Source organism: Pseudoalteromonas sp. CnMc7-15, from assembly GCF_022347925.1.
Classification (GTDB): domain Bacteria; phylum Pseudomonadota; class Gammaproteobacteria; order Enterobacterales; family Alteromonadaceae; genus Pseudoalteromonas; species Pseudoalteromonas ruthenica.
Genome location: NZ_JAKRFT010000003.1, coordinates 160053 through 180945 on the forward strand (window position 1 = coordinate 160053; position 20893 = coordinate 180945).

Genomic DNA, 20893 nt, shown 5'->3' on the forward strand with positions numbered 1-20893 from the left:
ATCTAATATCGCTACACTGCGGGTATTAAAAAAGTGAACAGGAATGTCCTATGGTGCTCGTTATAATGCTTATTTTGGTTGCGCTGGTGTTTTGCGCTATCAGTGTATTTGCATTTTTACGTGCGAACTACTGCGCCTGCCACCATCAAGGCGAGTGCGACAACCCGGTCAGCCAATATTGGCTTGCTTCAATGCTGGCCTCGCTGGTAAGTTTGGGACTGTGTTGTATTGCCCTGCATACGACACAAGGCACTATGGTATGGTTTATACTAACGGGGAGTTGCTTTAGTGGCGCATTAATCGCCGCTAAGCGCCAAGGAAAAAAGCAGTGCGAGCATGCTAAGGCAGCAAGTGCTCCTTTAACAAACGAGACAAGTTAAGGTCAAACTCCAAGGGAGAGGTGCTACCTAAGATTTTGATATCGTCTTTGCTGATACTCAAATCGACGTCTTTGGCGGTAATGTGGTGGCGGTGCTGAGTGTTATAAAACACCCGTACCTTAGGTTTGATAGGATTAGCCTCGTTGCCCTGCACTACTAATGCCAGACGCTCATTGGTAAGTTTGACCAAGGTTCCCACAGGATGGATCCCGACACATTTTATAAAGCGCTGTACTAGGGCTTGGTCAAACATCGCCTTTTGCGCTAATAAGAAACGCAGTGCCGTTAGCGGCTCCTCACCTTTTTTATAGGGCTTATCTGCCACCATCGCAGCATACACATCCACCAGCGCTAAAATACGTGCTTCACGAGATAATTTATCGGCTTTGATACCACGCGGGTAGCCGCTGCCATCTAACCGCTCATGATGGTTAACAACCATTTCTAACATCATGCTGGAGATGTGCTTTTGCCCTTTAAGCATGGTTAGGCTCAGCGCCACGTGTTTACGTACCGCCTTGGTTTCGAGCTCAGTGAGTTTACCTGGCTTTGATAGAATTCCTTGCGGTACTTTGGCAAGACCAATGTCATGCAACAAGGCCGCTAACGCCATTTGCCGCACTTTATTAATTTCGAAACCTAAATATTTGGCAAAAATAGCGGTCAAAATGGCGCAATTCATCATATGACGCCAAGTGTAGCTATTTCTATCGCGCAGCAGTGTCAGCGCGGCCATAGCGTCTGGATTACGAAAAACTGAGTCAACAATATCATCAGCGATACCACTGAGTAGTGCCATATTGACTTGCATGCCTGAGGTCAGCTCGTTGTACATGGCACGCAGTTTACCCAAGCTTTGATCATAGCAAGTGCTAGCGATGAGGAACTCTTGCTCTAACGTCGCCTGACTGTGATCACGGTCACTAAGCTTCGGCTTTTCTGCTTGGCTTGCGATATCTTGTGACTCGCCAGTGTGCTCTTTCTTAGACTTGGGTTTTAAATGCGTGGGAATGGGGATATCGCTTTGTGCGAAATCGATGGTCAGCTCTTCCACTCCCTCACTCAGCAGGCGCTTAATGATGGAAGCATCTCTGACCATGCCCCGGGTTTTTATCTTTATTGACGCACCTTGGGCCTGCTTATTTACCCGGTCAACAAACATGCCGGGTTTTAGCTCGCTAATAGGTAAGGAGATCAACATAGGGGACTGTACGAAAGCTGAATAAACTCAGATAAAATTACCACTAAATAGTAAATAAAGTCCATAAAAGGTGGTTAAAACCACCCTTTAGTCTTGGAAGTAAGTGCCCCAGCCATCGTATTCCACGCCGTTATCAGCGGCAATGGCTACCAGCTTATCAACATCTTCCATAATAACGTCGGCATCGAGCTCAGACTCAACCACCACATCAAAGCCCCAGATAGTTCCCCCTTCTTCGAGTTCCAACTCAGCCGGTTCTTCCACATCAAAGCCCGCCTTAAAAGCAGCTAACGCGGCGTTTTCTAGGGCATTGAAATCTTCACACACAAAGTGATGTTCTACCTCATATAAAATTTCCGGATTAGAGCCATCTTCAAGTAGGGATTCGACAATTTCTTCGCTAATTTCGCGCCAGTTTTCCATTATGTTCTCTCATTCAATTGCGCCAGTGTCTGAGCCATCAAGGCATGGAAATGATCCGCATATTCGCGCGGGCTCATCGAGGCATCCAATAATTGTGGCGCCAGCATTTTGATGTAAATAGTACCATTATCCCAGCGATTTAGCTTGATGGTTTTGTGGGTATCGCTCATTACTACCGGCACCACAGGGACCTTGGCATTGAGTGCGGTGTGAAACGCGCCGGTTTTAAATGGCAACAAGCCACGACCATAACTACGGGTACCCTCTGGAAACATCCACAGTGATAACCCGCCTTTTTTGAGCTTTTCGGTGGTTTTAGCAATGGTGGCCATCGCCCGCGAACGATTTGCACGATCGATAAGAATATTGCCCGACAACCAATAAATTTGGCCAAAAAATGGGATCCATTTTAAGCTTTTTTTACCCAAACTTACGGTATTACGCTGCAGAGCACCGGGGAGTAAAAATAAATCATAGTTATTCTGATGGTTAGCAACATAGACCGCAGGCGAACCAGTCACAATGGCTGGGTCTTTCTCAATAACAACATTCACCCCCAGCAACTTAGGCATCTTTGCATACCAGCTACCAATCACCCGCACGTTGTCACCGTGAAACGGGCGTACCAAGCACAAGATAAACCCCGCGATAAAGCTTAAGGGGACAAACACAGCCATGGCTAACAAACGCAATAAAGCCAGCACGATAAACTCCACATAACCTGAATTGTCGGCATTATACATAGGCGAATAATTTTAAGCGAACACTTGTACGCTGTTATTGCTTTCTCACTAAGTGCGCTATACGTGTTGGAAAAAAGCGATGCCACGCATCGGTTTTTATCGTTTCCAATTTCGCTGTCATTAAGGCCTTATAGACTACACTTGTTTAATCTTAGTTCATCTCCACAGCTCTATAGTAAGTGAATGAATTTATTACCGTTAGATTCCTTAAGGAGGACGATATGGGTAAGTGTCCAGTGATGCATGGCAGCCAAACCACACAAGCAAAACCTAATACTGATTGGTGGCCCAACGCACTCAACCTCGATATTTTGCATCAGCACGATAGCAAAACAAGCCCCTACGGCGAGCATTTTAATTACGCTGAGGAGTTCAAAAAGCTCGACCTAGAGGCGGTGAAAAACGATCTTAAAACACTGATGACTGACAGCCAGGCATGGTGGCCTGCCGACTGGGGCCATTATGGTGGGTTAATGATTCGTATGGCTTGGCACTCCGCAGGCTCATATCGTCTTGCTGATGGTCGCGGTGGGGGTGGTACTGGTAACCAACGCTTTGCTCCGCTTAATTCATGGCCCGATAATGCCAATTTGGATAAAGCACGGCGATTACTGTGGCCTATCAAGAAAAAGTACGGTAACAAACTCTCGTGGGCCGATTTAATGATCCTTGCCGGCAACATGGCCTATGAGTCCATGGGATTGAAAACCTTTGGTTTCGCCGGTGGCCGCGAGGATATTTGGCACCCAGAAAAAGACGTTTACTGGGGTGCGGAAAAAGAGTGGCTAGCACCGAGCGATGAGCGCTACGACAATGTTGAGAAACCGCAAAGTATGGAAAACCCTCTCGCCGCCGTGCAAATGGGGCTTATCTACGTCAACCCTGAAGGGGTTAATGGCGAACCAGACCCGCTCAAGACCGCTGCGCAAGTCAGAGAGACATTTGCTCGCATGGCCATGGATGACGAAGAAACCGCAGCCTTGACCGTCGGTGGTCATACTGTCGGCAAAACCCACGGTAATGGCGATGCCGAAATACTTGGCCCCGAGCCCGAAGCCGCCGATGTTTTCGAACAAGGGCTGGGTTGGAATAACCACCACCAGCGCGGGATCGGTCGCGATACGGTCACTTCAGGATTAGAAGGAGCATGGACCACCTACCCAACAAAATGGGATAACGGGTATTGCCACCTACTGCTTAACTACGAATGGCAGCTCAAGAAAAGCCCTGCGGGCGCTTGGCAGTGGGAGCCTATTGATATGAAAGAGGAAGATAAGCCCGTTGATGTTGAAGACCCCTCCATTCGCTGCAATCCGATCATGACCGACGCCGATATGGCGATGAAGCTTGACCCCAGCTATCGCAAAATCATCGAGCGCTTTCACAACGACTTTGATTACTTTAGCGATGTCTTCGCCCGTGCTTGGTTTAAACTAACCCATCGTGATTTAGGCCCTAAATCTCGTTACCTCGGCGCCGATGTGCCAAGTGAAGATTTAATTTGGCAAGACCCTATTCCTAATGTCGATTACGTACTTAGTAGTTCCGAGCAGGCTGAACTTAAACAGCAAATACTGGCATGCCCAGTGAGTGCCGCCGACCTTATCTGCACCGCATGGGACAGTGCTCGCACCTTTCGTAGCTCAGACTATCGTGGCGGCGCCAATGGCGCGCGCATCCGTCTGGCCCCACAAAAGGATTGGCTTGGCAACGAACCTGAACGCTTAAATCGGGTACTTGATGCCTTGACGCAATTGCAAAGCACCTTAGACAAACCCATTAGCATGGCCGACCTCATTGTTCTCGGTGGCACTGCAGCCATTGAACAAGCGGCAAAAGCCGGGGGCGTAGATATCAATGTGCCCTTTAGCGCAGGGCGCGGCGATGCGACCGATGAGATGACCGATGGCGAGTCATTCGAGCCACTGGAACCTATTCATGATGGCTATCGCAACTGGTTAAAGCAAGACTACGCCGTTCCAGCGGAAGAGTTGTTACTTGAACGCACTCAGTTGATGGGCTTAACGGCACCGGAGATGACCGTGTTATTGGGCGGAATGCGTATGTTAGGCACCAATCATGATGGCTCTAAGCACGGTGTGTTTACCGACCGTGAAGGGGTGCTAAGCAATGACTTCTTCGTCAACCTCACCGACATGGCATACCAGTGGCAGCCTAAAGAGAATGGTCTTTATGACATTGTTGAGCGCAGCACAGGCAAAGTGAAGTGGACCGCCACCCGCGTTGATCTGGTGTTTGGCTCAAACTCCATCCTGCGCAGTTATGCTGAGTTTTACGCTCAAGACGATAACAAAGAACGCTTTGTCCACGACTTTATCAAAGCCTGGGTTAAAGTAATGGACGCTGATCGCTTCGACCTGTAAGTGACATAGGCAGTTAAAGTAAAAAGAGGGCCAAGGCCCTCTTTTTTAATCTTCGCTAAGCGTTTCCTCGTCGGGCACTTCACTGGCTTTGGCGCTCAGCTCTATATCACAGCCATCCACACGCTGTAGGCCGCGCGGTAGCTTATTGCCTCGGCGTCCGCGCTCTCCATAATAGTGTTCAAGGTCTGCGGGCTTAAGCGTTAGTTTGCGCTTGCCTGCATGCAAGGTCACGCTCGCACCCTCGGGAACTACGGTGAGCAACTTCACATACTCTTCGCGCGCCTGTACCTTGGCACTGGGTATAGAGATAATCTTATTGCCTTTCCCTTTGGCGAGCTTAGGCAAGTCTCGTAATGGGAACAGTAACATGCGACCTTCACTGGAAATAGCCATGCAGTAGTCTTTACTGACATCGTTTACAGCAATGGGCTGGAGCAGTAACCCGCCTTTGGGCAAGCTTACCAGTGCCTTACCATTTTTGTTCTTACTGACCAAATCGGCAAATTCAGCAACGAAGCCGTAACCGGCATCACTGGCCATCAGTAACAGTTGCTCATTCTCTGCCATCACCGCGTGTTCAAGTGTGGCACCCGCAGCGATATTAAAGCGCCCCGACATCGGTTCACCCTGGCTGCGCGCTGAGGGCAGACTGTGTGCGTCGGTGGCAAAGGCGCGGCCACTGGAGTCGAGGAATACCGCCGGCTGATTGCTCTTGCCTTTGGCGCTGGCTTTAAACTTATCGCCTGCGCGATAGTTTAAGCCCTCAGCATCCACTTCATGGCCTTTGGCCACCCGCGCCCAGCCTTTTTCGGAAAGCACCACAGTGACCGACTCTGAAGGGATCAGGTCTTTTTCGCTCAGAGCTTTGGCTTCTTCACGTTCAACTACAGGCGAGCGGCGATCATCACCGTATAACTCAGCCGCTTCTTGAATTTCTTTTTTCATTAGCGTCGACATACGGCGCTCTGAACCTAAGATCAGCTGCAGTTTGTCACGCTCTTGTTCTAACTCGTCTTGCTCGCCGCGAATTTTCATTTCTTCAAGCTTAGCAAGGTGGCGAAGTTTCAAATCGAGAATTGCTTCGGCTTGTTTTTCACTGAGGCCATAGCGCTCCATCAATACCGGCTTCGGCTCGTCCTCGCTGCGAATAATAGCTATGACTTCATCAATATTGAGATAGGCAATCATCAAGCCTTCGAGAATATGCAGTCGCGCGAGCACTTTATCTAGGCGGTACTGCAACCGTCGACGCACCGTATCACGACGGAAAGTCAGCCATTCGCTAAGGATACTGCGTAAGTCTTTCACTTGCGGTCGACCATCAAGGCCGATCATATTGAGGTTAACGCGGTAATTCTTTTCCAAATCCGTGGTGGCAAATAAATGCGCCATCAGCGGCTCGACTTTTACCCGATTAGAGCGTGGCACCACTACGATGCGGGTTGGGTTTTCATGATCCGACTCGTCGCGTAAATCGGCCACCATCGGCAGTTTCTTTGCCGTCATTTGGTTGGCGATTTGCTCTAACACCTTGGCGCCTGAACACTGATGTGGCAATGCAGTGATCACCACTTCACCCTGCTCAATATGGTATTTAGCCCGCATTTTCAGTGAGCCACGGCCACTGGTGTAGAGCTTTTCAATATCCGCCTTGGGAGTAATGATTTCCGCTTCGGTGGGGTAATCGGGTGCCTTAACCAGCTCCAGTAACTCCGCCAGTTCGGTCTTGGGTTTATCCAATAACAGACAACAGGCATTAGCCAATTCGCGCACATTGTGCGGTGGAATATCGGTTGCCATGCCCACAGCAATACCCGTTACCCCATTGAGTAAAATGTGCGGTAAGCGCGCAGGCAGTACCTCAGGCTCCTTCATGGTGCCATCGAAGTTGGGGATCCAATCAGCGGTGCCCTGGCCTAACTCTTTTAGCAGTACCTCAGAGAACTTAGACAACCGCGCTTCGGTATAACGCATCGCAGCAAAAGACTTAGGATCGTCGGCGGCCCCCCAGTTACCTTGACCATCAACTAACGGGTAACGATATGAAAAAGGCTGTGCCATCAGTACCATAGCTTCATAGCAAGCACTATCACCATGGGGGTGGTACTTACCGAGCACATCACCCACAGTACGGGCGGACTTTTTATATTTCGCCGCTGCAGAGAGCCCCAACTCACTCATTGCGTAGACAATGCGCCGTTGCACGGGCTTCAGACCATCACCAATATGAGGTAAAGCCCGGTCCATGATCACATACATGGAATAATTGAGGTAGGCGTCTTCGGTAAAGCGCCCCATGGTAAGTTGCTCTATGCCTTGTTGTGACAAGGTCGTTGTTTGTGTCATTGATACTTACCCAAACTTACTTCTTGTTATAGTGCACGCGGTAAATCGCGTTAGCGTAATCATCGGAGACCAGCAAGCTGCCATCGGCCATTTGCACCATGGCAACAGGTCGGCCAAAGGTTTCTTCGTTTTCCATAAAACCGCTTATAAATGGCTCGTAGCCAGTCACTTGGCCATCTTCTATCTTAGCCATCATAACCCGGTAGCCCGCTTTTTTACTGCGGTTCCACGAACCATGCTCAGCCACAAAAAGCTGTTTGTCATAGTCACTTGGAAATTGCTCACCAGTGTAAAAATGAATACCTAGTGGCGCCACGTGAGCACCTAAATTTAGCGCTGGCTGAGTGTAATCGGCAGCGTTTTTGCCTTTGCCGAACTCCGGATCCGGGATTGTACCACCGTGGAAGTATGGAAAGCCAAAATGTTGCCCTACTTCATCGATACGGTTAATTTCACACGGCGGAATATCATCACCCATCATGTCACGGCCGTTATCGCTGAACCACAGTTTGCCACTGTCTGGATGGAAATCGAAACCAACTGAATTACGCACCCCCTCTGCGAGGGTGGTAAGCTCTTTGCTCTCTAAATTCAGGGAGAAAATACGGCCAAATTCAGGGTCTTCTGCGCAGACGTTACAAGGCACACCGACAGGCACAATAAGCTCACCGCTGGGAGCGAAGCGAATAAACTTCCAACCGTGGTGGCGCTTATCGGGAAACTTGTCATACACCACTTCTAGTTTGGCTTTATCAAGCTTGTTGTCGATATCATCAAAGCGAATAATGCGCTCTACCTCAGCAACGTACAGTGCTCCGTCTTTATAGGCTATGCCCGAAGGCATGTTAAGACCTTCAGCAATCAGCACCTGTTTGTCGGCACGGCCGTCTTGGTCTTTATCAATTAAGGCGTAAACATTACCCGCTTTACGCGAACCGGCATAGACCACACCATTTTCGGAAATGGCTAGTTGCCGCGCGTTATCAACATTTAGCGCGTACGGCTCGATGGTGAAGCCTGCGGGAACCGACAGTCTGTCGGTGATATCTGTTGCCATCGCACTGCTGGCGAAGGTTAACCCAAGTAATGCACTAACAAGTTTGTTATTCATAAATCACCTTATTTCGACCGCTGTTTTTTGCTTGATAGAGTAGTTTGTCCACGGCGCTAAGCAGCGCTTTGGCAGAGTCATAATCATTACTGCGTTGCAGTACCCCAAAACTCGCCGTTACTCGTAACTCATGATTATTGCTTTTTACTGTATCCGAGCACAAACTATTGCGCAAACGCTCTGCGATCTCAACAGCTTGCTCAAGGTCGGTGTCTGGCAACACCACCAAAAACTCTTCTCCCCCTGTGCGCCCGAGCATATCGCTCTGGCGTACCATGTAGCTAAAACGCTTGGTCACACAGATTAATACATCGTCGCCAACGCTATGCCCAAACTCATCGTTAATACGTTTAAAATGATCAATATCGCAGGCGATCACAGAAAAAGGCTGATTGTCTTGCCACAAGCTATCGACTTTATCCATGATATGGCGACGATTTGCCACCGCCGTAAGGCTATCGGTGACCGCAAGCGCGCGAAAACGCTGTCGCAAACGATATTGTCGCCAAGAAAAAGCAAGCACGGTGATAAGCACTAAACTACCGAGAAAAATGATTCCTTGCTGTAGTCGGTGCTGTCGCTCGGAAGCCTCGAGTTCTAGCTCTTGCAGCGACTGCTGCTGCGCCAAAATACGGTTATTAAGTTCTATTTGCTCGGTATCAAACTGCACTTTATGGCGCGCTTTGGCCACGGCTCCTACACTGTCGTAATGTTGTTCACTGGCCTGTATATACTGCTCTAACAAATCCACCGCTCTTGGGTAATCTTGCTGGCGCTTAGCCAATTGCGCTTTTAATTCAAGCAACTCCAAATTGCGATGGATACTGCCTTGCTCTGCTTGTGATTGCCGCTGTTGTTCGATATTGCGCAATATATGCTGAGCCTCTTCAAGGCGGTTTTGTTGCAAGCGAATACGCGCTTGCAAAAATTGATGGGCACGCTCATTAGCTGCATCTTCAACCACCCAAACCCAGTGCTCACTTTTATCTAATGCTTGGTCTGCTTGTTCGGTTTTCCCCATCTGCGCATAAGCAAGCGCCAACCCAAAGTAGGTGAAGTATTTACCTTGTGGGTCGTCGCGTTTAGCCCCAAGTGGCAACATTGCTTGAAAGTATTCCAACGCTGTTTGGGGGTCATTGAGTTCGATGTAAATAGAACCAATATTAAACAGCGACACCATTTGATCGAAGTACAAACCATGCTCGCTAAAATAATTAAGCGCTTTAGTTTGCATAGCCAATGCTTGGTCGTAATCGAACAGGTATTCGTGGGTTTTCGCCATACTTGATTCAAGATACGCGATTTGCAGCTCTGAGCCGTGTTCAAGTAACAACCGATAAGCCCGAGAGAAATAGCCTAATGCTTTTATCTCTTGGTCGTTGTAAACGTAAAAAGTGCCGATGGCGCTGTACACTTCAGCTTGTAGAAGAGGGGCTAGGTCTTGGACTTGCTGCTCGGCTTGGCTGTAGAGTTCAGTCGCTGCGTCTAGCTTGCCTTGGCGGTCAAATAGTTGCGCACGGGCAAGCAACAGGAGTACTTGTTGTGATGGCCTAAGTTCATCTGCTGTGGTGGTGAGCTTATCGGTTAAACGCTGTGCGTCACTATCGCGCCCTACAAGTAAGTAGTTGCTGACCAGCTCAAGTTCAAACGCTGCGCGTTGCAATGCACTGAGCCCGCTATGGTTATCAAGTAGTTGTTCGGTAAAGTTAACAGCTTCTACAGGGTCTTGAACGCTGTATTCATCCAATTGCTTGAGCTGCTGATTCAGCCACGCGTCGGAATACTGCTTTGGCTCGCTTGCCAGCGCCGAGCCGACAAACACAAGCAATAGTATATGCTGGCAAAGCAGTAATACGCGTTTCATAGCTATCCTTAATTTAATATGGTCTCGTTTAAATAGACCACACCGCAAGTAAAGGGAAGGTGAACGGCTAACACTCAGGTGTAATGTTAGCCGTGATATTGATTCTAGTTACACCTCAACTTGCGCTTTATCGCCGTGATTCTCAAGCCATTGGCGGCGATCGCCAGAGCGTTTTTTCGCCAGCAGCATATCCATCACCTCAACGGTGTGTTCCATCTCTTCAAGGGTAAGCTGCACCAAACGGCGAGTATTCGGATCCATGGTTGTTTCACGCAGTTGCAACGGGTTCATTTCCCCCAAGCCTTTAAAGCGTTGCACATTGACCTTGCCGCGTTTCTTTTCTGCTTCAATGCGATCCAAAATACCGGTTTTTTCTCCCTCATCTAGGGCATAGAAAACCTCTTTACCCACATCAATGCGATACAGAGGCGGCATGGCAACATAAACATGACCCTGGCGCACCAAGGTGGGGAAGTGTTTAACAAACAAAGCACATAACAAGGTGGCAATATGCAGTCCATCGGAGTCAGCATCGGCAAGAATACAAATTTTGCCGTAACGCAAGCCACTTAAATCGTCGCTGTCCGGGTCTATGCCCAATGCAACGGAGATATCATGCACTTCTTGCGATGCTAAAATTTGTCCGGATTCCACTTCCCAAGTATTCAGAATTTTCCCTCGCAGCGGCATAATCGCCTGGAAGTCTCTATCTCGGGCTTGTTTGGCTGAGCCGCCCGCTGAGTCCCCTTCCACTAAAAATAATTCAGTGCGCTCACTTTCGTTACTGCTGCAATCGGTCAACTTACCGGGCAAAGCGGGGCCTTGCGTGACCTTTTTACGCACCACTTTTTTGGCAGCGCGCATACGTTTTTGAGCGTTACTAATACATAGCTCAGCAAGGAGCTCGGCAATGTCGGTGTGCTCATTTAGCCACAGGCTAAAGGAGTCTTTAACCACCCCAGAGACAAACGCTGAGCACGAGCGTGACGACAGCTTTTCTTTAGTTTGTCCGGCGAATTGTGGGTCTTGCATTTTTACCGATAATACATAGGAGCACTTTTCCCAGATATCTTCTGGCGTCAGCCGTACACCACGGGGCAACAAGTTGCGGAATTCGCAGAACTCTCGCATTGCCTCGAGCAAGCCTTGGCGCAAGCCATTCACATGGGTGCCGCCTTGTGCGGTGGGAATGAGGTTAACGTAGCTTTCGGTGATCGACTCACCGCCCTCTGGCAGCCACAACAAGGCCCAATCCACCCCTTCCGTGGCACCACTAAACTCACCGGTAAATGGCTGTTTAGGCAGTGCTTCAAAGTCTTTGGTTGCGTCTTTAATGTAATCTTGTAGGCCCGCCTCGTAGTACCATTCCTGGGTTTCTTTATTTTGCTTGTTGATAAAGCGGATACGCAAGCCAGGACACAGTACCGCCTTGGCTTTGAGAATATGGTTGAGTTTAGAAAGCGAAAAATTCGCAGAATCGAAATACTTTGGATCGGGCCAAAAGCGAACTGACGTACCGGTGTTACGCTTACCCACAGTCCCAGTGACTTCTAAGTCTTTCACCTTATCGCCATCGGCGAAGGCAATTTCATACACTTGCCCGTCGCGACGCACAGTCACTTCAACACGTGTTGACAGCGCATTGACCACTGAAATACCCACGCCGTGCAAACCACCAGAGAACTGGTAGCTTTTGTTAGAGAACTTACCACCGGCGTGAAGCTTAGTTAAAATCAGTTCAACCCCTGGGATCCCCTCTTCAGGGTGAATATCCACCGGCATACCACGACCATCATCAATGACCTCTAACGAGTTATCCTCATGTAAAATGACATCTACCTTACTGGCATGTCCGGCCAGCGCCTCATCAACACTGTTATCGATCACTTCTTGACTGAGGTGGTTAGGGCGCGTGGTGTCGGTGTACATCCCCGGGCGGCGTTGCACCGGCTCGAGACCATTTAATACTTCAATTGCTTCGGCGTTGTAATTCTGCTGGCTCATATTTTTATTCGTTAACGGCCTTAGTGGTTAGAGAGATATTCAGAAATTGCATTATATGGGCAAAGTAGCGCTCAAACCCAATAAAACTGTGGTTGCCACCCGCTTCTACTTGTTGTTTACAACCTTGATAGTAAGCGACAGCCTGCTCATAGGGTAGCACTTCGTCACCTTCTTGTTGTAACAAAAACAGCAGCTCGGGGGAAGTTAATTGCTGTAAATAAAGCCCCTGCAAGGCCTGCATGTGAGTGTGATTCAGCTCATAGCTATAATTTTGATAGGGGTTGTACTGCACCCCGCGATACTCATCGAGCAGCTCAAAAGGGCGTACGGCAGGGTTTATCACCACGCTTGGTAAATGATAACGCTGCGATAAATACGTAGCATAAAAGCCACCAAGCGAACTGCCGATTAAGGCGGTATCTTCATCCACCAACGCGCTCAAGTGGGCGATCGCCTGCTCTGGGTCATGGCTGAGACGTGGCACAATATATTGCCCCTGCCAAGTACGTAAGTGCTCACCAAGCTGCACTGCTTTGTGGGAGCGCTCGGAACTATTGAAGCCATGAATATAAATTAATTTGCGAGCCATTTGACCTCTGTGATGGGCGCTTTATTGGCCACGAGACGCACGCGACGATACCCTGGGCCGAGATTTTCTTGCTGCCAACTCACTGCATTTTTTACAAATTGCACCGAGGTGGCGGGGGTGCCGAACACCTCAACACCTTGGTAATCATGGTGGTAATCATGATGTGTATGGCCATGTAGCACGGTTGCGCTGCGACTACGCGTCTCGATGCATTGCAATAACGCATCACCATTTTCGAGAATATGCTTATCTAAATAACCGTGAATAGGCAATGGGTGGTGATGGGTAATAAACACCTGCTGAGGAGCGGCTGTATCAATGGCATCACCAAGCTCAGCCAAATGATTCTCTGCCACCCACCCTGCCGGTGTATCCCCCTTACTATTAATCAGTAAAACTTGGCCACAAGCATGCTCAATGCGTTTTTCAGGACGAATTTGCCCTCCAGTTATGGCACTGAGCTGGCTAAGCTCGTCATGGTTTCCCGGCACCCAAAATACCGGGCACTGTAGCGCACTGTTGGCCACCAGCTCAGCAAACAGTTGATAAGATTCAGGGCTGTGGTCTTGGGTAAGATCGCCACCGAAAACCACAAAATCAAATGCCTCAGCGGCCATGGCCGCCAGCGTTTGTTGTAAATGCTGCGCTGTACGCACACCAAAGTACTGCTCTTGCGGCTGCGCAAATAAATGCGCATCGGTAAAATGCGCGAAGTTTAGCTCAGTACTGGCAGGGCAAAAATAAGGGGATTCAAACCAAGCCACTGTTACAATCCCAATCTAAAACCGCTTCGCCATGTGACATACAAAAACTCAACCAGTCATGCAAAAACGCATTAACTTGGTATTTTTCGTCTTTATGATGCATTTTCGGGTTCGGGTAACCATAAGATGGCTTAATTCGCGTATGGTAGTTTGGATGCACTACCTCTGCGACCTTGGCATCGTGATAAATGCGAACATTCATTGGCGGTGTGAATAGGCCCTCCACCGCTCCTTGCACTTGAGTAATACAAATATCAGTGGTGTATTTGGCAGCCTGCTCAATCACAACCTCATATTGCTCGTTGGCGATAGTGAGTAGCTGCGATGCGCCCGTTGTGCCAGCGCTTGGCAAAATGCGCATCACGTTGGCATAGTTGCGCTCACACAAAGTGAGGTATTTAGGCAGGGATTGAATGTACCCTGCTTTTCTTTGTACTGTCACTCAGCGCCCCATTGCTGTTGAATTCGCTGCTCATTGAGTGCTAACCATTGTAGACTAATCACTGTTGCGGCGTTATCAATTTCCCCGTTGTTTAGGCGCGCCATTGCCTCATCAACAGCCATCACATGTACTTTAATATCTTCACCTTCATCATCCAGTCCGTGTACCGTGCCACCGATTCCTGATAAATCAGTTTGCGCTAAATACAAATACAACCGCTCTGTTGTCCCGCCGGGGCTCGAAAGGTATGACAGCATGAAGTCCAATTGCTGCAATTCCAAACCCGCTTCTTCTTGCGCTTCTTTACGCACTACCGCCGGGTAATCTTCACTGCCATCAGCCATGCCAGCAATACATTCTAATAGCCAGGGGTTGTCTTTGGTTGCCAAGGCGCCTATGCGAATTTGCTCAACGAGTAACACCGAGCGCGTTGCTGGATCATAAGGCAACACGGCCACAGCATGACCGCGTTCAAATATTTCACGCTCAATGATTGCACTGGTGCCACCGGCAAATAATGCGTGTTTGAAACGGTACTTATCGATTTTGAAAAAACCTTTAAACACTTCTTCGGTGCTCTCTATGGTCACGTCGCCTTTATCGAACTGATTGATTTTATTCATTTTATACTCACAACCCCACTTGGCCAAAAAGTTTATAAGTCAACGGTCGCGTTTACCCTTCCGAGAAAATTATATTCTGTTACACTTAAGCGCAGTCAATTTACGTTTTTGCTTTTCGCAAATCGCGAGAAACACGATAACATGCTCCTAATTCGCTGAATATTCTAAGGACTGTACTGATAATGAAAAAGACACTACTGACCACGCTGATTGCATTAAGCTGCAGCTTTAGCACTTACAGTCATGCTGAAGACCTAATGCAGGTGTACGAAATTGCACTTGAGAACGATCCCGTTGTTTTAAAAGCTAAAGCTAACGCCGAAGCACAAGAGCATAACACAGACCGTGCACTGAGCGCGTTGTTGCCTCAGCTTGGTTTCAGCATGGGCTACACTAAATCAGAAAGTGATAGCTACGAGTTTGATGACGACTTGCTACAACTGGTCAAGGTTGACAGCGAGCGCGATACCTTTTCTCGTGAGATTGGCTTAAGCCAAGCCATATTCGACCTTAACGCATGGCGCTCATTGGATATTGCCGAGAAGCAAGCTCTGCAACAAAAGACCGTATACGACCAAGCGCAACAAGCGCTGATTGTGCGTGTCGCACAGGGCTATTTTGAAGTATTAGCTGCCATTGATACCTTAGAATTTGTGCAAGCAGAAAAACGCGCTATCGAACGCCAGCTCGAGCAAACCAAGCAGCGTTTCGCGGTAGGCCTAACTGCCATTACCGATGTACACGAAGCGCAAGCGCAATTCGATAACTCAGTCGCTCGCGAAATCGTCGCTAAAAACGATGTTGAAACAGCGCGCGAAAAACTCCGTGAAATCACCGGTAAGTACCACGCCAAACTCGACCAGCTTGATACTGAAACTTTCTCTACGGTGAAGCCGAATAAAGCCACCGAGGATTTTGTTACTCTGGCCAAAGCGAACAACTTAGAGTTGCAAGTTGCTAAAGCATCGGTTGATATCGCCAAACAACAAATCGATTTGGCGCAAACAGGTCACTATCCGAAGTTGACCCTCAATGCAGCCTACGGCGATTCATTAGTTGATAGTGAGCGTACTATCATGGGCCAAACCGTTGTTAATGACCATGTTCCGCGTGGCGACACAGCGTCAGTGGGCTTAAACTTCGAACTTCCGCTTTACTCTGGTGGAGCAACAGTGGCTTCAACTGACCAAGCACGTGCCCTTTATGTTGTTGCCAGTGAAGACTTAGAAGCGACCCTGCGCGGGGTAACGCGAACCACGATTACCTCTTATAACCAAGTGGTGTCTGATATCGCTACCTACAGAGCATTGGAGCAAGCTGTGGTTTCCGCAGAAAGCGCCTTACAGGCCACGGAAGCTGGTTTTGAGGTTGGTACGCGGACCATTGTTGATGTATTGATTAGCACCCAGAACCTTTACAATGCCAAACGTAACTTAGCCGATGTGCGTTACCGCTATGTGGTATCGACTCTGGCACTGAAACAAGCTGCGGGCACGCTTACCGCTGAGGACCTACAGGCAATAAACCAAGGCCTGAAGCCACAAAGCTAAGGCGTCAAGATAAAGCCAGTGCCCAGCACTGGCTTTGTTATATGAATAACGTATACTGTCCGCCATCTACAACGGTGAATAACAACTACAGTGGTCAACAAAGCAACTTTCCAACTTGCCTTCTTAACCCCCAAGTATTGGCCAAGCTGGCTCTCCATTTTTTTACTTTACACCCTTAGCTGGCTACCACAATCCTGGCAATTAGCCTTAGGGCGTGCATTAGGTCGTTTAGTGCATCGGTTTGTAAAAAAACGCCGAAAAATTGCTGAAGTCAACATTGCCTTATGCTACCCAGAGTTAACAGAAGCCGAGCGCGCCGAGTTGGTGCTCAAGAATATGGAAAACACCGGCATGGCCATTTTTGAAAGTGCCATGGCATGGTGGTGGCCTGCATGGCGAGTAAAACGAGTGATGGGGTCCATCACCGGATTAGAGCATGTAGATCAAGCCAATAAAGACGGTAAAGGTGTGCTGTTATTGGTGCCTCATATTCTGCATTTAGAAATGGCCTCTCGCGTAATGGGATTAGAGCGCCAAGGCGTAGCTTTTTATCGCCCTCATAACAATGCCTTAATGGATTACTTTACCGCCAAGGGACGTTTGCGTTCGAACGAGTATTTGGTTGGAAAGCGTGATGTTAAGTCTTTACTTAAAGCTCTAAAAGATAAAAAGTTTTGCTACTACCTGCCGGACCAAGATTATGGCCGCAATCGCAGTGTTTTTGCACCTTTTTTTGCCGTTAAAGAGGCAGCAACCACCACAGGTACACTATTATTTGCAAATAGTCGCCATTGCCGAACACTGAGCATTATGACTCGCCGAGACGCACAGGGAAAATATCACCTCGCGGTGCAACCTCCGCTAGAGAACTTCCCCAGTGGCGATGATGTGCATGATGTCACGCAAGTAAACCAGCGTATGGAGCAAGCCATTAATAATGCACCTGAGCAATATATGTGGCTACACCGGCGCTTTAAGACGCGCCCTGACGAGCATGCACCGTCTTATTATCGCTAGTCAATAACAACAATGACCAACTATGCTTAACAATAACAACATCATCAGGAGTAGCTATGTGGTTTTGGATTAAACATTTATCACTGGCTTTTATTCTTATTTTAGCCGCCGCCTATTTTTTACTCGGCGATGGCCCTGTATTTCAAGTAAGGGAAGACAGCAACCCAGCCGCCAAGGGGTTGTCACAATTTTACGCTAACATCAAAAACACCGTACGCAATGCCACTGAGCGTGAAAAGTATGTTATCGAGCTGGGCGAGCCTAAAGACGACATCACGCGCATGCTGGAGCAACGTGTCGGTGTGGTGCAACCCACCGATATTCGCTGGCAAGGGCAAGTTAAAAGTCGTCGCTTTGCCGCTGGGGCTACACTGCGCAAGGTGATGTCTGACTTCGCCAAGGAAGAAGGTATCGCCTTTTACTGGTACTTAAATAAAGACTACGTAGTGAAGCACCCTTTTCGCGTAGACGACACTTTTGTATCAACGCTCTACCAAGTAGGCAAAGCGATTGACAGTGATTTTGAATACGAGGTACAGACCTTCTATTGCCACCGCGAGCGCGCGGCCGTGATCACCGAGCGCCCCTCACCTTATATTCGCGAAAACTGTAAAAAGATGTCTCGCGCTTAATGCCCCTCATTTGGGAGCAGCAAAAAGTTGCTCCCAGATTTGGCTGACCGAGGCAATTTCATCTTGCAGCTCTATTTTGGCAACCATTTTCTCTTGATTGCGTAAACTCAGTACATGATATAAGCCCCGATAATGGCAATAAGCGTGTATAAGCTGCTGTGTCTGACGTTCGCTGATACAGCCACAGTGCGCCGCCGCTTCTAAAATGCGGATATTATCTGAATACTCGAGTAATGCTGGATGGTGGTGCGCATGGGCCAAAACCAAAAATTGAGTGATGAATTCAATATCGGTCATCCCACCAACACCCTGCTTCAAATCAAGCATAAACTCGTTTTCTCGGTTTAAATGCCGCCGCATTTTTTCTCGCATGGCGGTCACGTCGTCGCGAAGCGGTGCTATCTGCCGCGCTTGCGCTAATATCTCTATACGGATTTCACTAAATCGTTGGCGTAGCGCGCTTATTCCATAGACCATGCGGGCACGCACCAAGGCCTGATGCTCCCAAGTCCAAGCTTGAGTTTGCTGGTAGTGAAGAAAGCTCTCGATATTGATGGCTAACAAGCCTGATGACCCTTCAGGGCGCAAGCGGGTATCGAGTTCATATAAAATGCCGGAGCTGGTGCGCGTGTTAAACAGGTGCATCAAGCGCTGCGCTAGTTTTAAATAAAACTGCCGTGCGGAAATCGACTTATCACCGTCGGTGCTGCTGTCGCCATCGTGGTTGTGAACAAAAACTAAATCGAGGTCAGAGTCATAACCTAACTCCAATCCGCCCGCCTTACCGTAGGCGATTACGGCAAAGCCTTTATGTTGCTCATCGGTGCCGGGGACTTTGCCAAAGCGCGCCACCATTTGCTGCCAGGCAAGGTTAACTGCTTGCTCTATAATCGCCTCTGCTAACGCGCTGAGGTGGTCGCTGACCTTCATTACTGGCAACGCACCGGTCGCATCCGCCGCAGCGATACGTAATTGCTGGGTTTGCTTAAACTGCCTGAGCGCCTCCATCTGCATTTCTAAGTCATGCTCATCAATGCGTAAAAAATACTGGCGGATCTCGTTACTATAGGCATTCAAAGGGAAAGGATTGTAAAGCTCCGCAGGGTCAATAAGCTCATCCAACAGAATCGGATAATGAGCAATATGTTCGCCAATCCAACGACTGTGCGCACACAAGCGTACTAATTGCTGGAGAGCCCCTGGGTTTTCAAGTAGTAACTCTAAATAGGCGGTGCGCGACATAATTTTATCGAGCACATTGGTGACCAAGGCCACGACCTCACCACATGCGTGAGCATGCTGCAGCTGTTGCAACACATGGGGCATTAATTTATCCAGTGTGTCTCTGCCACGTTTACCTATAGGCTGTTTGCTTACGCGCTCATGAAAGTGATTCAGGGGTCCCTGCCAGCTCATACGCTGCTGGGCATTGGCAATCACATCACTGAGGGCCTCGGTATCGTTATGCTCCCACGCCAGGGTATAGCTGTCATCCAAGTCATCACCCTGCTCTGGCTCAAAGCCAATGACTTGTTCAAACTCATCGCGTATGCGCCCCATCGCCGCCTCAATAACTGCACGACTGTGTTCTTCGTTAGCTTGATTGAGCAATGTATTTAATCGCAGCCAATCACGTTGTGACTGCGGTAATTGCTGGGTCTGCTCATCATTAAAGGCTTGCAGATATTGTTCTATCTGGCGCAGCAACGCATAGTCTTGCCATAGTTGCTGCTGTTGCTCGTCAGTAAAAACCCCGAGCTCTGTCAGTGCAGTCAACGCTTTAGCTAAGCTTTGAGTTTGTAGTTGCGGCTCTCGACCTCCTCTGATCAGCTGCAGTGCCTGAACAATAAATTCCACTTCTCGAATACCACCAGCGCCCAACTTAATATTGTCTTGTAAGCCTTTACGGCGCACCTCTTGGGCAATCAGTGATTTCATTTTGCGCAATGACTCAATCACTGAGAAATCAATATATCGGCGATAAACGAACGGTCTTAGCATCTCGTTAAACTCATGCACATAGTTACATGGCGCGTGAATGAGTCGGCCTTTGAGCATAGCGTAACGCTCCCACTCTCGGCCTTGCTCTTGATAGTACGCCTCCATAGCCGAAAAGCTCATAACTAAAGGACCACTGTCCCCAAAGGGACGCAGACGCATATCGACGCGGAAAACTCGCCCATCTACGGTATGTTGGTCTAAGGCAGCAATCACTTTTTGCGCCACCTTAGTGTAAAACACCTGCGCTTCAATACTGCGCCGCCCGCCTTGGGTGGGGGTGTTAAGGGGGTAAGTGAAGATAAGGTCGATATCGGACGAGTAATTAAGCTCCTTTCCGCCCAACTTGCCCATACCTAAAATCATCATGGCGATCGGGTGGCCGTGTTCGTCCACAGGCGCGCCATTAACTTTGGCTACCTGAGCGAAGGCCCATCGATTGGCTGCGTCTATCAGCGTATCACTTAAAGCAGACACATAAGCCATGGAGTCAGCGATGTCGTTGCCGCATACCAAATCGAGATAAGCAACCTTTAGCCAATACTGCTGGCGGTAACGACGCAACATGGTTAATGCCTGAGTTTCTGACACATCACCTAACTGCTGTGGCAAAGGATCCGGCACCGCACGACACTGCTGTTGCTCGGGGTCAACAAGCCACGCTCCCCACTGTTTATGGGTACTGAGTACATCGTAGGCAAAGTCGCTAAGCGCTAGCAGTTGCAACAAATCGTTATCTATTTCCGTGTCGCCATATATCTGTTCATAGCGATCTTTACCAAGTTGCTGTAATTGCGAATTAAAACCAGAAGGTGCAGTCAT

At 48.7% G+C, this 20893-nt stretch carries 17 protein-coding genes; 5 read left to right on the forward strand and 12 right to left on the reverse strand.

Annotated elements, in window-relative coordinates; genetic code table 11:
- Positions 1 to 50: 50 nt before the first annotated feature.
- Entirely contained in the window at positions 51 to 380 is a 330-nt protein-coding gene (locus tag MHM95_RS08055; protein WP_045979557.1) for a hypothetical protein, read from the forward strand.
- Here MHM95_RS08055 and MHM95_RS08060 read toward each other — a convergent pair.
- The 3 genes from MHM95_RS08060 to MHM95_RS08070 form a co-directional block, all read right to left on the reverse strand.
- Positions 340 to 1581 carry an HD-GYP domain-containing protein gene (locus tag MHM95_RS08060; RefSeq protein ID WP_151173134.1) on the reverse strand — a complete coding sequence of 414 codons (1242 nt, stop codon included), beginning with the start codon at positions 1579 to 1581 and terminating at the stop codon, positions 340 to 342. The two genes, MHM95_RS08055 and MHM95_RS08060, sit on opposite strands and share 41 nt — an antisense overlap.
- Positions 1582 to 1668: 87 nt before the next feature.
- The gene (rraB, locus tag MHM95_RS08065; protein WP_022946294.1) at positions 1669 to 2004 is read right to left on the reverse strand and encodes a ribonuclease E inhibitor RraB; all 336 of its coding nucleotides are present in this window, start codon (positions 2002 to 2004) and stop codon (positions 1669 to 1671) included.
- The gene (locus MHM95_RS08070; protein ID WP_026111301.1) at positions 2004 to 2708 is read right to left on the reverse strand and encodes a 1-acylglycerol-3-phosphate O-acyltransferase; all 705 of its coding nucleotides are present in this window, start codon (positions 2706 to 2708) and stop codon (positions 2004 to 2006) included. The genes rraB and MHM95_RS08070 overlap by 1 nt, the downstream gene beginning before the upstream one ends.
- A 260-nt stretch (positions 2709 to 2968) precedes the next feature.
- Between MHM95_RS08070 and katG the strand changes: the two genes are divergently transcribed.
- Positions 2969 to 5131, forward strand: coding sequence for a catalase/peroxidase HPI (gene katG, locus MHM95_RS08075; RefSeq protein ID WP_239384998.1), 2163 nt, complete (start codon positions 2969 to 2971; stop codon positions 5129 to 5131).
- A gap of 45 nt (positions 5132 to 5176) precedes the next feature.
- On the opposite strand, the gene parC is transcribed toward katG, so the two are convergent.
- The 8 genes from parC to MHM95_RS08115 all read right to left on the reverse strand — a co-directional run bounded on the left by parC (position 5177) and on the right by MHM95_RS08115 (position 14874).
- Positions 5177 to 7477: a DNA topoisomerase IV subunit A gene (gene parC / locus MHM95_RS08080; protein ID WP_239384999.1), complete on the reverse strand. Its 2301-nt coding sequence runs from the start codon at positions 7475 to 7477 to the stop codon at positions 5177 to 5179.
- 16 nt (positions 7478 to 7493) lie between these two features.
- Positions 7494 to 8588 (reverse strand): PQQ-dependent sugar dehydrogenase, encoded by a 1095-nt coding sequence (locus MHM95_RS08085; RefSeq protein ID WP_235419356.1) that lies wholly within the window; start codon positions 8586 to 8588, stop codon positions 7494 to 7496.
- Positions 8581 to 10452 (reverse strand): GGDEF domain-containing protein, encoded by a 1872-nt coding sequence (locus MHM95_RS08090; protein ID WP_239385000.1) that lies wholly within the window; start codon positions 10450 to 10452, stop codon positions 8581 to 8583. Before MHM95_RS08090 ends, MHM95_RS08085 begins: the two co-directional genes overlap by 8 nt.
- A 108-nt stretch (positions 10453 to 10560) precedes the next feature.
- Positions 10561 to 12456, reverse strand: coding sequence for a DNA topoisomerase IV subunit B (parE, locus tag MHM95_RS08095; protein WP_053910599.1), 1896 nt, complete (start codon positions 12454 to 12456; stop codon positions 10561 to 10563).
- A gap of 4 nt (positions 12457 to 12460) precedes the next feature.
- On the reverse strand, positions 12461 to 13045 hold the full coding sequence (locus MHM95_RS08100; RefSeq protein WP_045979562.1) for a YqiA/YcfP family alpha/beta fold hydrolase: 585 nt from the start codon (positions 13043 to 13045) through the stop codon (positions 12461 to 12463).
- Positions 13030 to 13809 carry a metallophosphoesterase gene (locus MHM95_RS08105; RefSeq protein ID WP_239385001.1) on the reverse strand — a complete coding sequence of 260 codons (780 nt, stop codon included), beginning with the start codon at positions 13807 to 13809 and terminating at the stop codon, positions 13030 to 13032. The genes MHM95_RS08100 and MHM95_RS08105 overlap by 16 nt, the downstream gene beginning before the upstream one ends.
- Complete coding sequence (locus MHM95_RS08110) at positions 13796 to 14170, reverse strand: DUF1249 domain-containing protein (RefSeq protein ID WP_081604455.1); 375 nt, start codon at positions 14168 to 14170, stop codon at positions 13796 to 13798. The genes MHM95_RS08105 and MHM95_RS08110 overlap by 14 nt, the downstream gene beginning before the upstream one ends.
- Positions 14171 to 14247: 77 nt before the next feature.
- Positions 14248 to 14874 (reverse strand): NUDIX domain-containing protein, encoded by a 627-nt coding sequence (locus tag MHM95_RS08115; RefSeq protein ID WP_239385002.1) that lies wholly within the window; start codon positions 14872 to 14874, stop codon positions 14248 to 14250.
- A 182-nt stretch (positions 14875 to 15056) separates the two neighbouring features.
- Between MHM95_RS08115 and tolC the strand changes: the two genes are divergently transcribed.
- The 3 genes from tolC (at position 15057) to MHM95_RS08130 (ending at position 18073) form a co-directional block, all read left to right on the forward strand.
- The gene (gene tolC / locus MHM95_RS08120) at positions 15057 to 16424 is read left to right on the forward strand and encodes an outer membrane channel protein TolC (RefSeq protein WP_022946305.1); all 1368 of its coding nucleotides are present in this window, start codon (positions 15057 to 15059) and stop codon (positions 16422 to 16424) included.
- A 90-nt stretch (positions 16425 to 16514) separates the two neighbouring features.
- The gene (gene lpxL, locus MHM95_RS08125) at positions 16515 to 17441 is read left to right on the forward strand and encodes an LpxL/LpxP family Kdo(2)-lipid IV(A) lauroyl/palmitoleoyl acyltransferase (protein WP_138508506.1); all 927 of its coding nucleotides are present in this window, start codon (positions 16515 to 16517) and stop codon (positions 17439 to 17441) included.
- A gap of 56 nt (positions 17442 to 17497) precedes the next feature.
- Entirely contained in the window at positions 17498 to 18073 is a 576-nt protein-coding gene (locus tag MHM95_RS08130; RefSeq protein WP_022946307.1) for a TcpQ domain-containing protein, read from the forward strand.
- Between the two features lie 6 nt (positions 18074 to 18079).
- Here MHM95_RS08130 and glnE read toward each other — a convergent pair whose 3' ends face one another.
- Positions 18080 to 20893 carry a bifunctional [glutamate--ammonia ligase]-adenylyl-L-tyrosine phosphorylase/[glutamate--ammonia-ligase] adenylyltransferase gene (glnE, locus tag MHM95_RS08135; protein WP_239385003.1) on the reverse strand — a complete coding sequence of 938 codons (2814 nt, stop codon included), beginning with the start codon at positions 20891 to 20893 and terminating at the stop codon, positions 18080 to 18082.

What these genes read in the sequence shown, in the direction of transcription:
- MHM95_RS08100 (WP_045979562.1), bottom strand. Translation starts at nt 13,045, where the DNA reads ATGGCTCGCAAATTAATTTATATTCATGGCTTCAATAGTTCCGAGCGC.
- MHM95_RS08085 (WP_235419356.1), bottom strand. Translation starts at nt 8,588, where the DNA reads ATGAATAACAAACTTGTTAGTGCATTACTTGGGTTAACCTTCGCCAGC.
- MHM95_RS08055 (WP_045979557.1), top strand. Translation starts at nt 51, where the DNA reads ATGGTGCTCGTTATAATGCTTATTTTGGTTGCGCTGGTGTTTTGCGCT.
- MHM95_RS08115 (WP_239385002.1), bottom strand. Translation starts at nt 14,874, where the DNA reads ATGAATAAAATCAATCAGTTCGATAAAGGCGACGTGACCATAGAGAGC.
- MHM95_RS08110 (WP_081604455.1), bottom strand. Translation starts at nt 14,170, where the DNA reads ATGCGCATTTTGCCAAGCGCTGGCACAACGGGCGCATCGCAGCTACTC.
- MHM95_RS08090 (WP_239385000.1), bottom strand. Translation starts at nt 10,452, where the DNA reads ATGAAACGCGTATTACTGCTTTGCCAGCATATACTATTGCTTGTGTTT.
- rraB (WP_022946294.1), bottom strand. Translation starts at nt 2,004, where the DNA reads ATGGAAAACTGGCGCGAAATTAGCGAAGAAATTGTCGAATCCCTACTT.
- MHM95_RS08060 (WP_151173134.1), bottom strand. Translation starts at nt 1,581, where the DNA reads ATGTTGATCTCCTTACCTATTAGCGAGCTAAAACCCGGCATGTTTGTT.
- katG (WP_239384998.1), top strand. Translation starts at nt 2,969, where the DNA reads ATGGGTAAGTGTCCAGTGATGCATGGCAGCCAAACCACACAAGCAAAA.
- glnE (WP_239385003.1), bottom strand. Translation starts at nt 20,893, where the DNA reads ATGACTGCACCTTCTGGTTTTAATTCGCAATTACAGCAACTTGGTAAA.
- parC (WP_239384999.1), bottom strand. Translation starts at nt 7,477, where the DNA reads ATGACACAAACAACGACCTTGTCACAACAAGGCATAGAGCAACTTACC.
- parE (WP_053910599.1), bottom strand. Translation starts at nt 12,456, where the DNA reads ATGAGCCAGCAGAATTACAACGCCGAAGCAATTGAAGTATTAAATGGT.
- MHM95_RS08130 (WP_022946307.1), top strand. Translation starts at nt 17,498, where the DNA reads ATGTGGTTTTGGATTAAACATTTATCACTGGCTTTTATTCTTATTTTA.
- tolC (WP_022946305.1), top strand. Translation starts at nt 15,057, where the DNA reads ATGAAAAAGACACTACTGACCACGCTGATTGCATTAAGCTGCAGCTTT.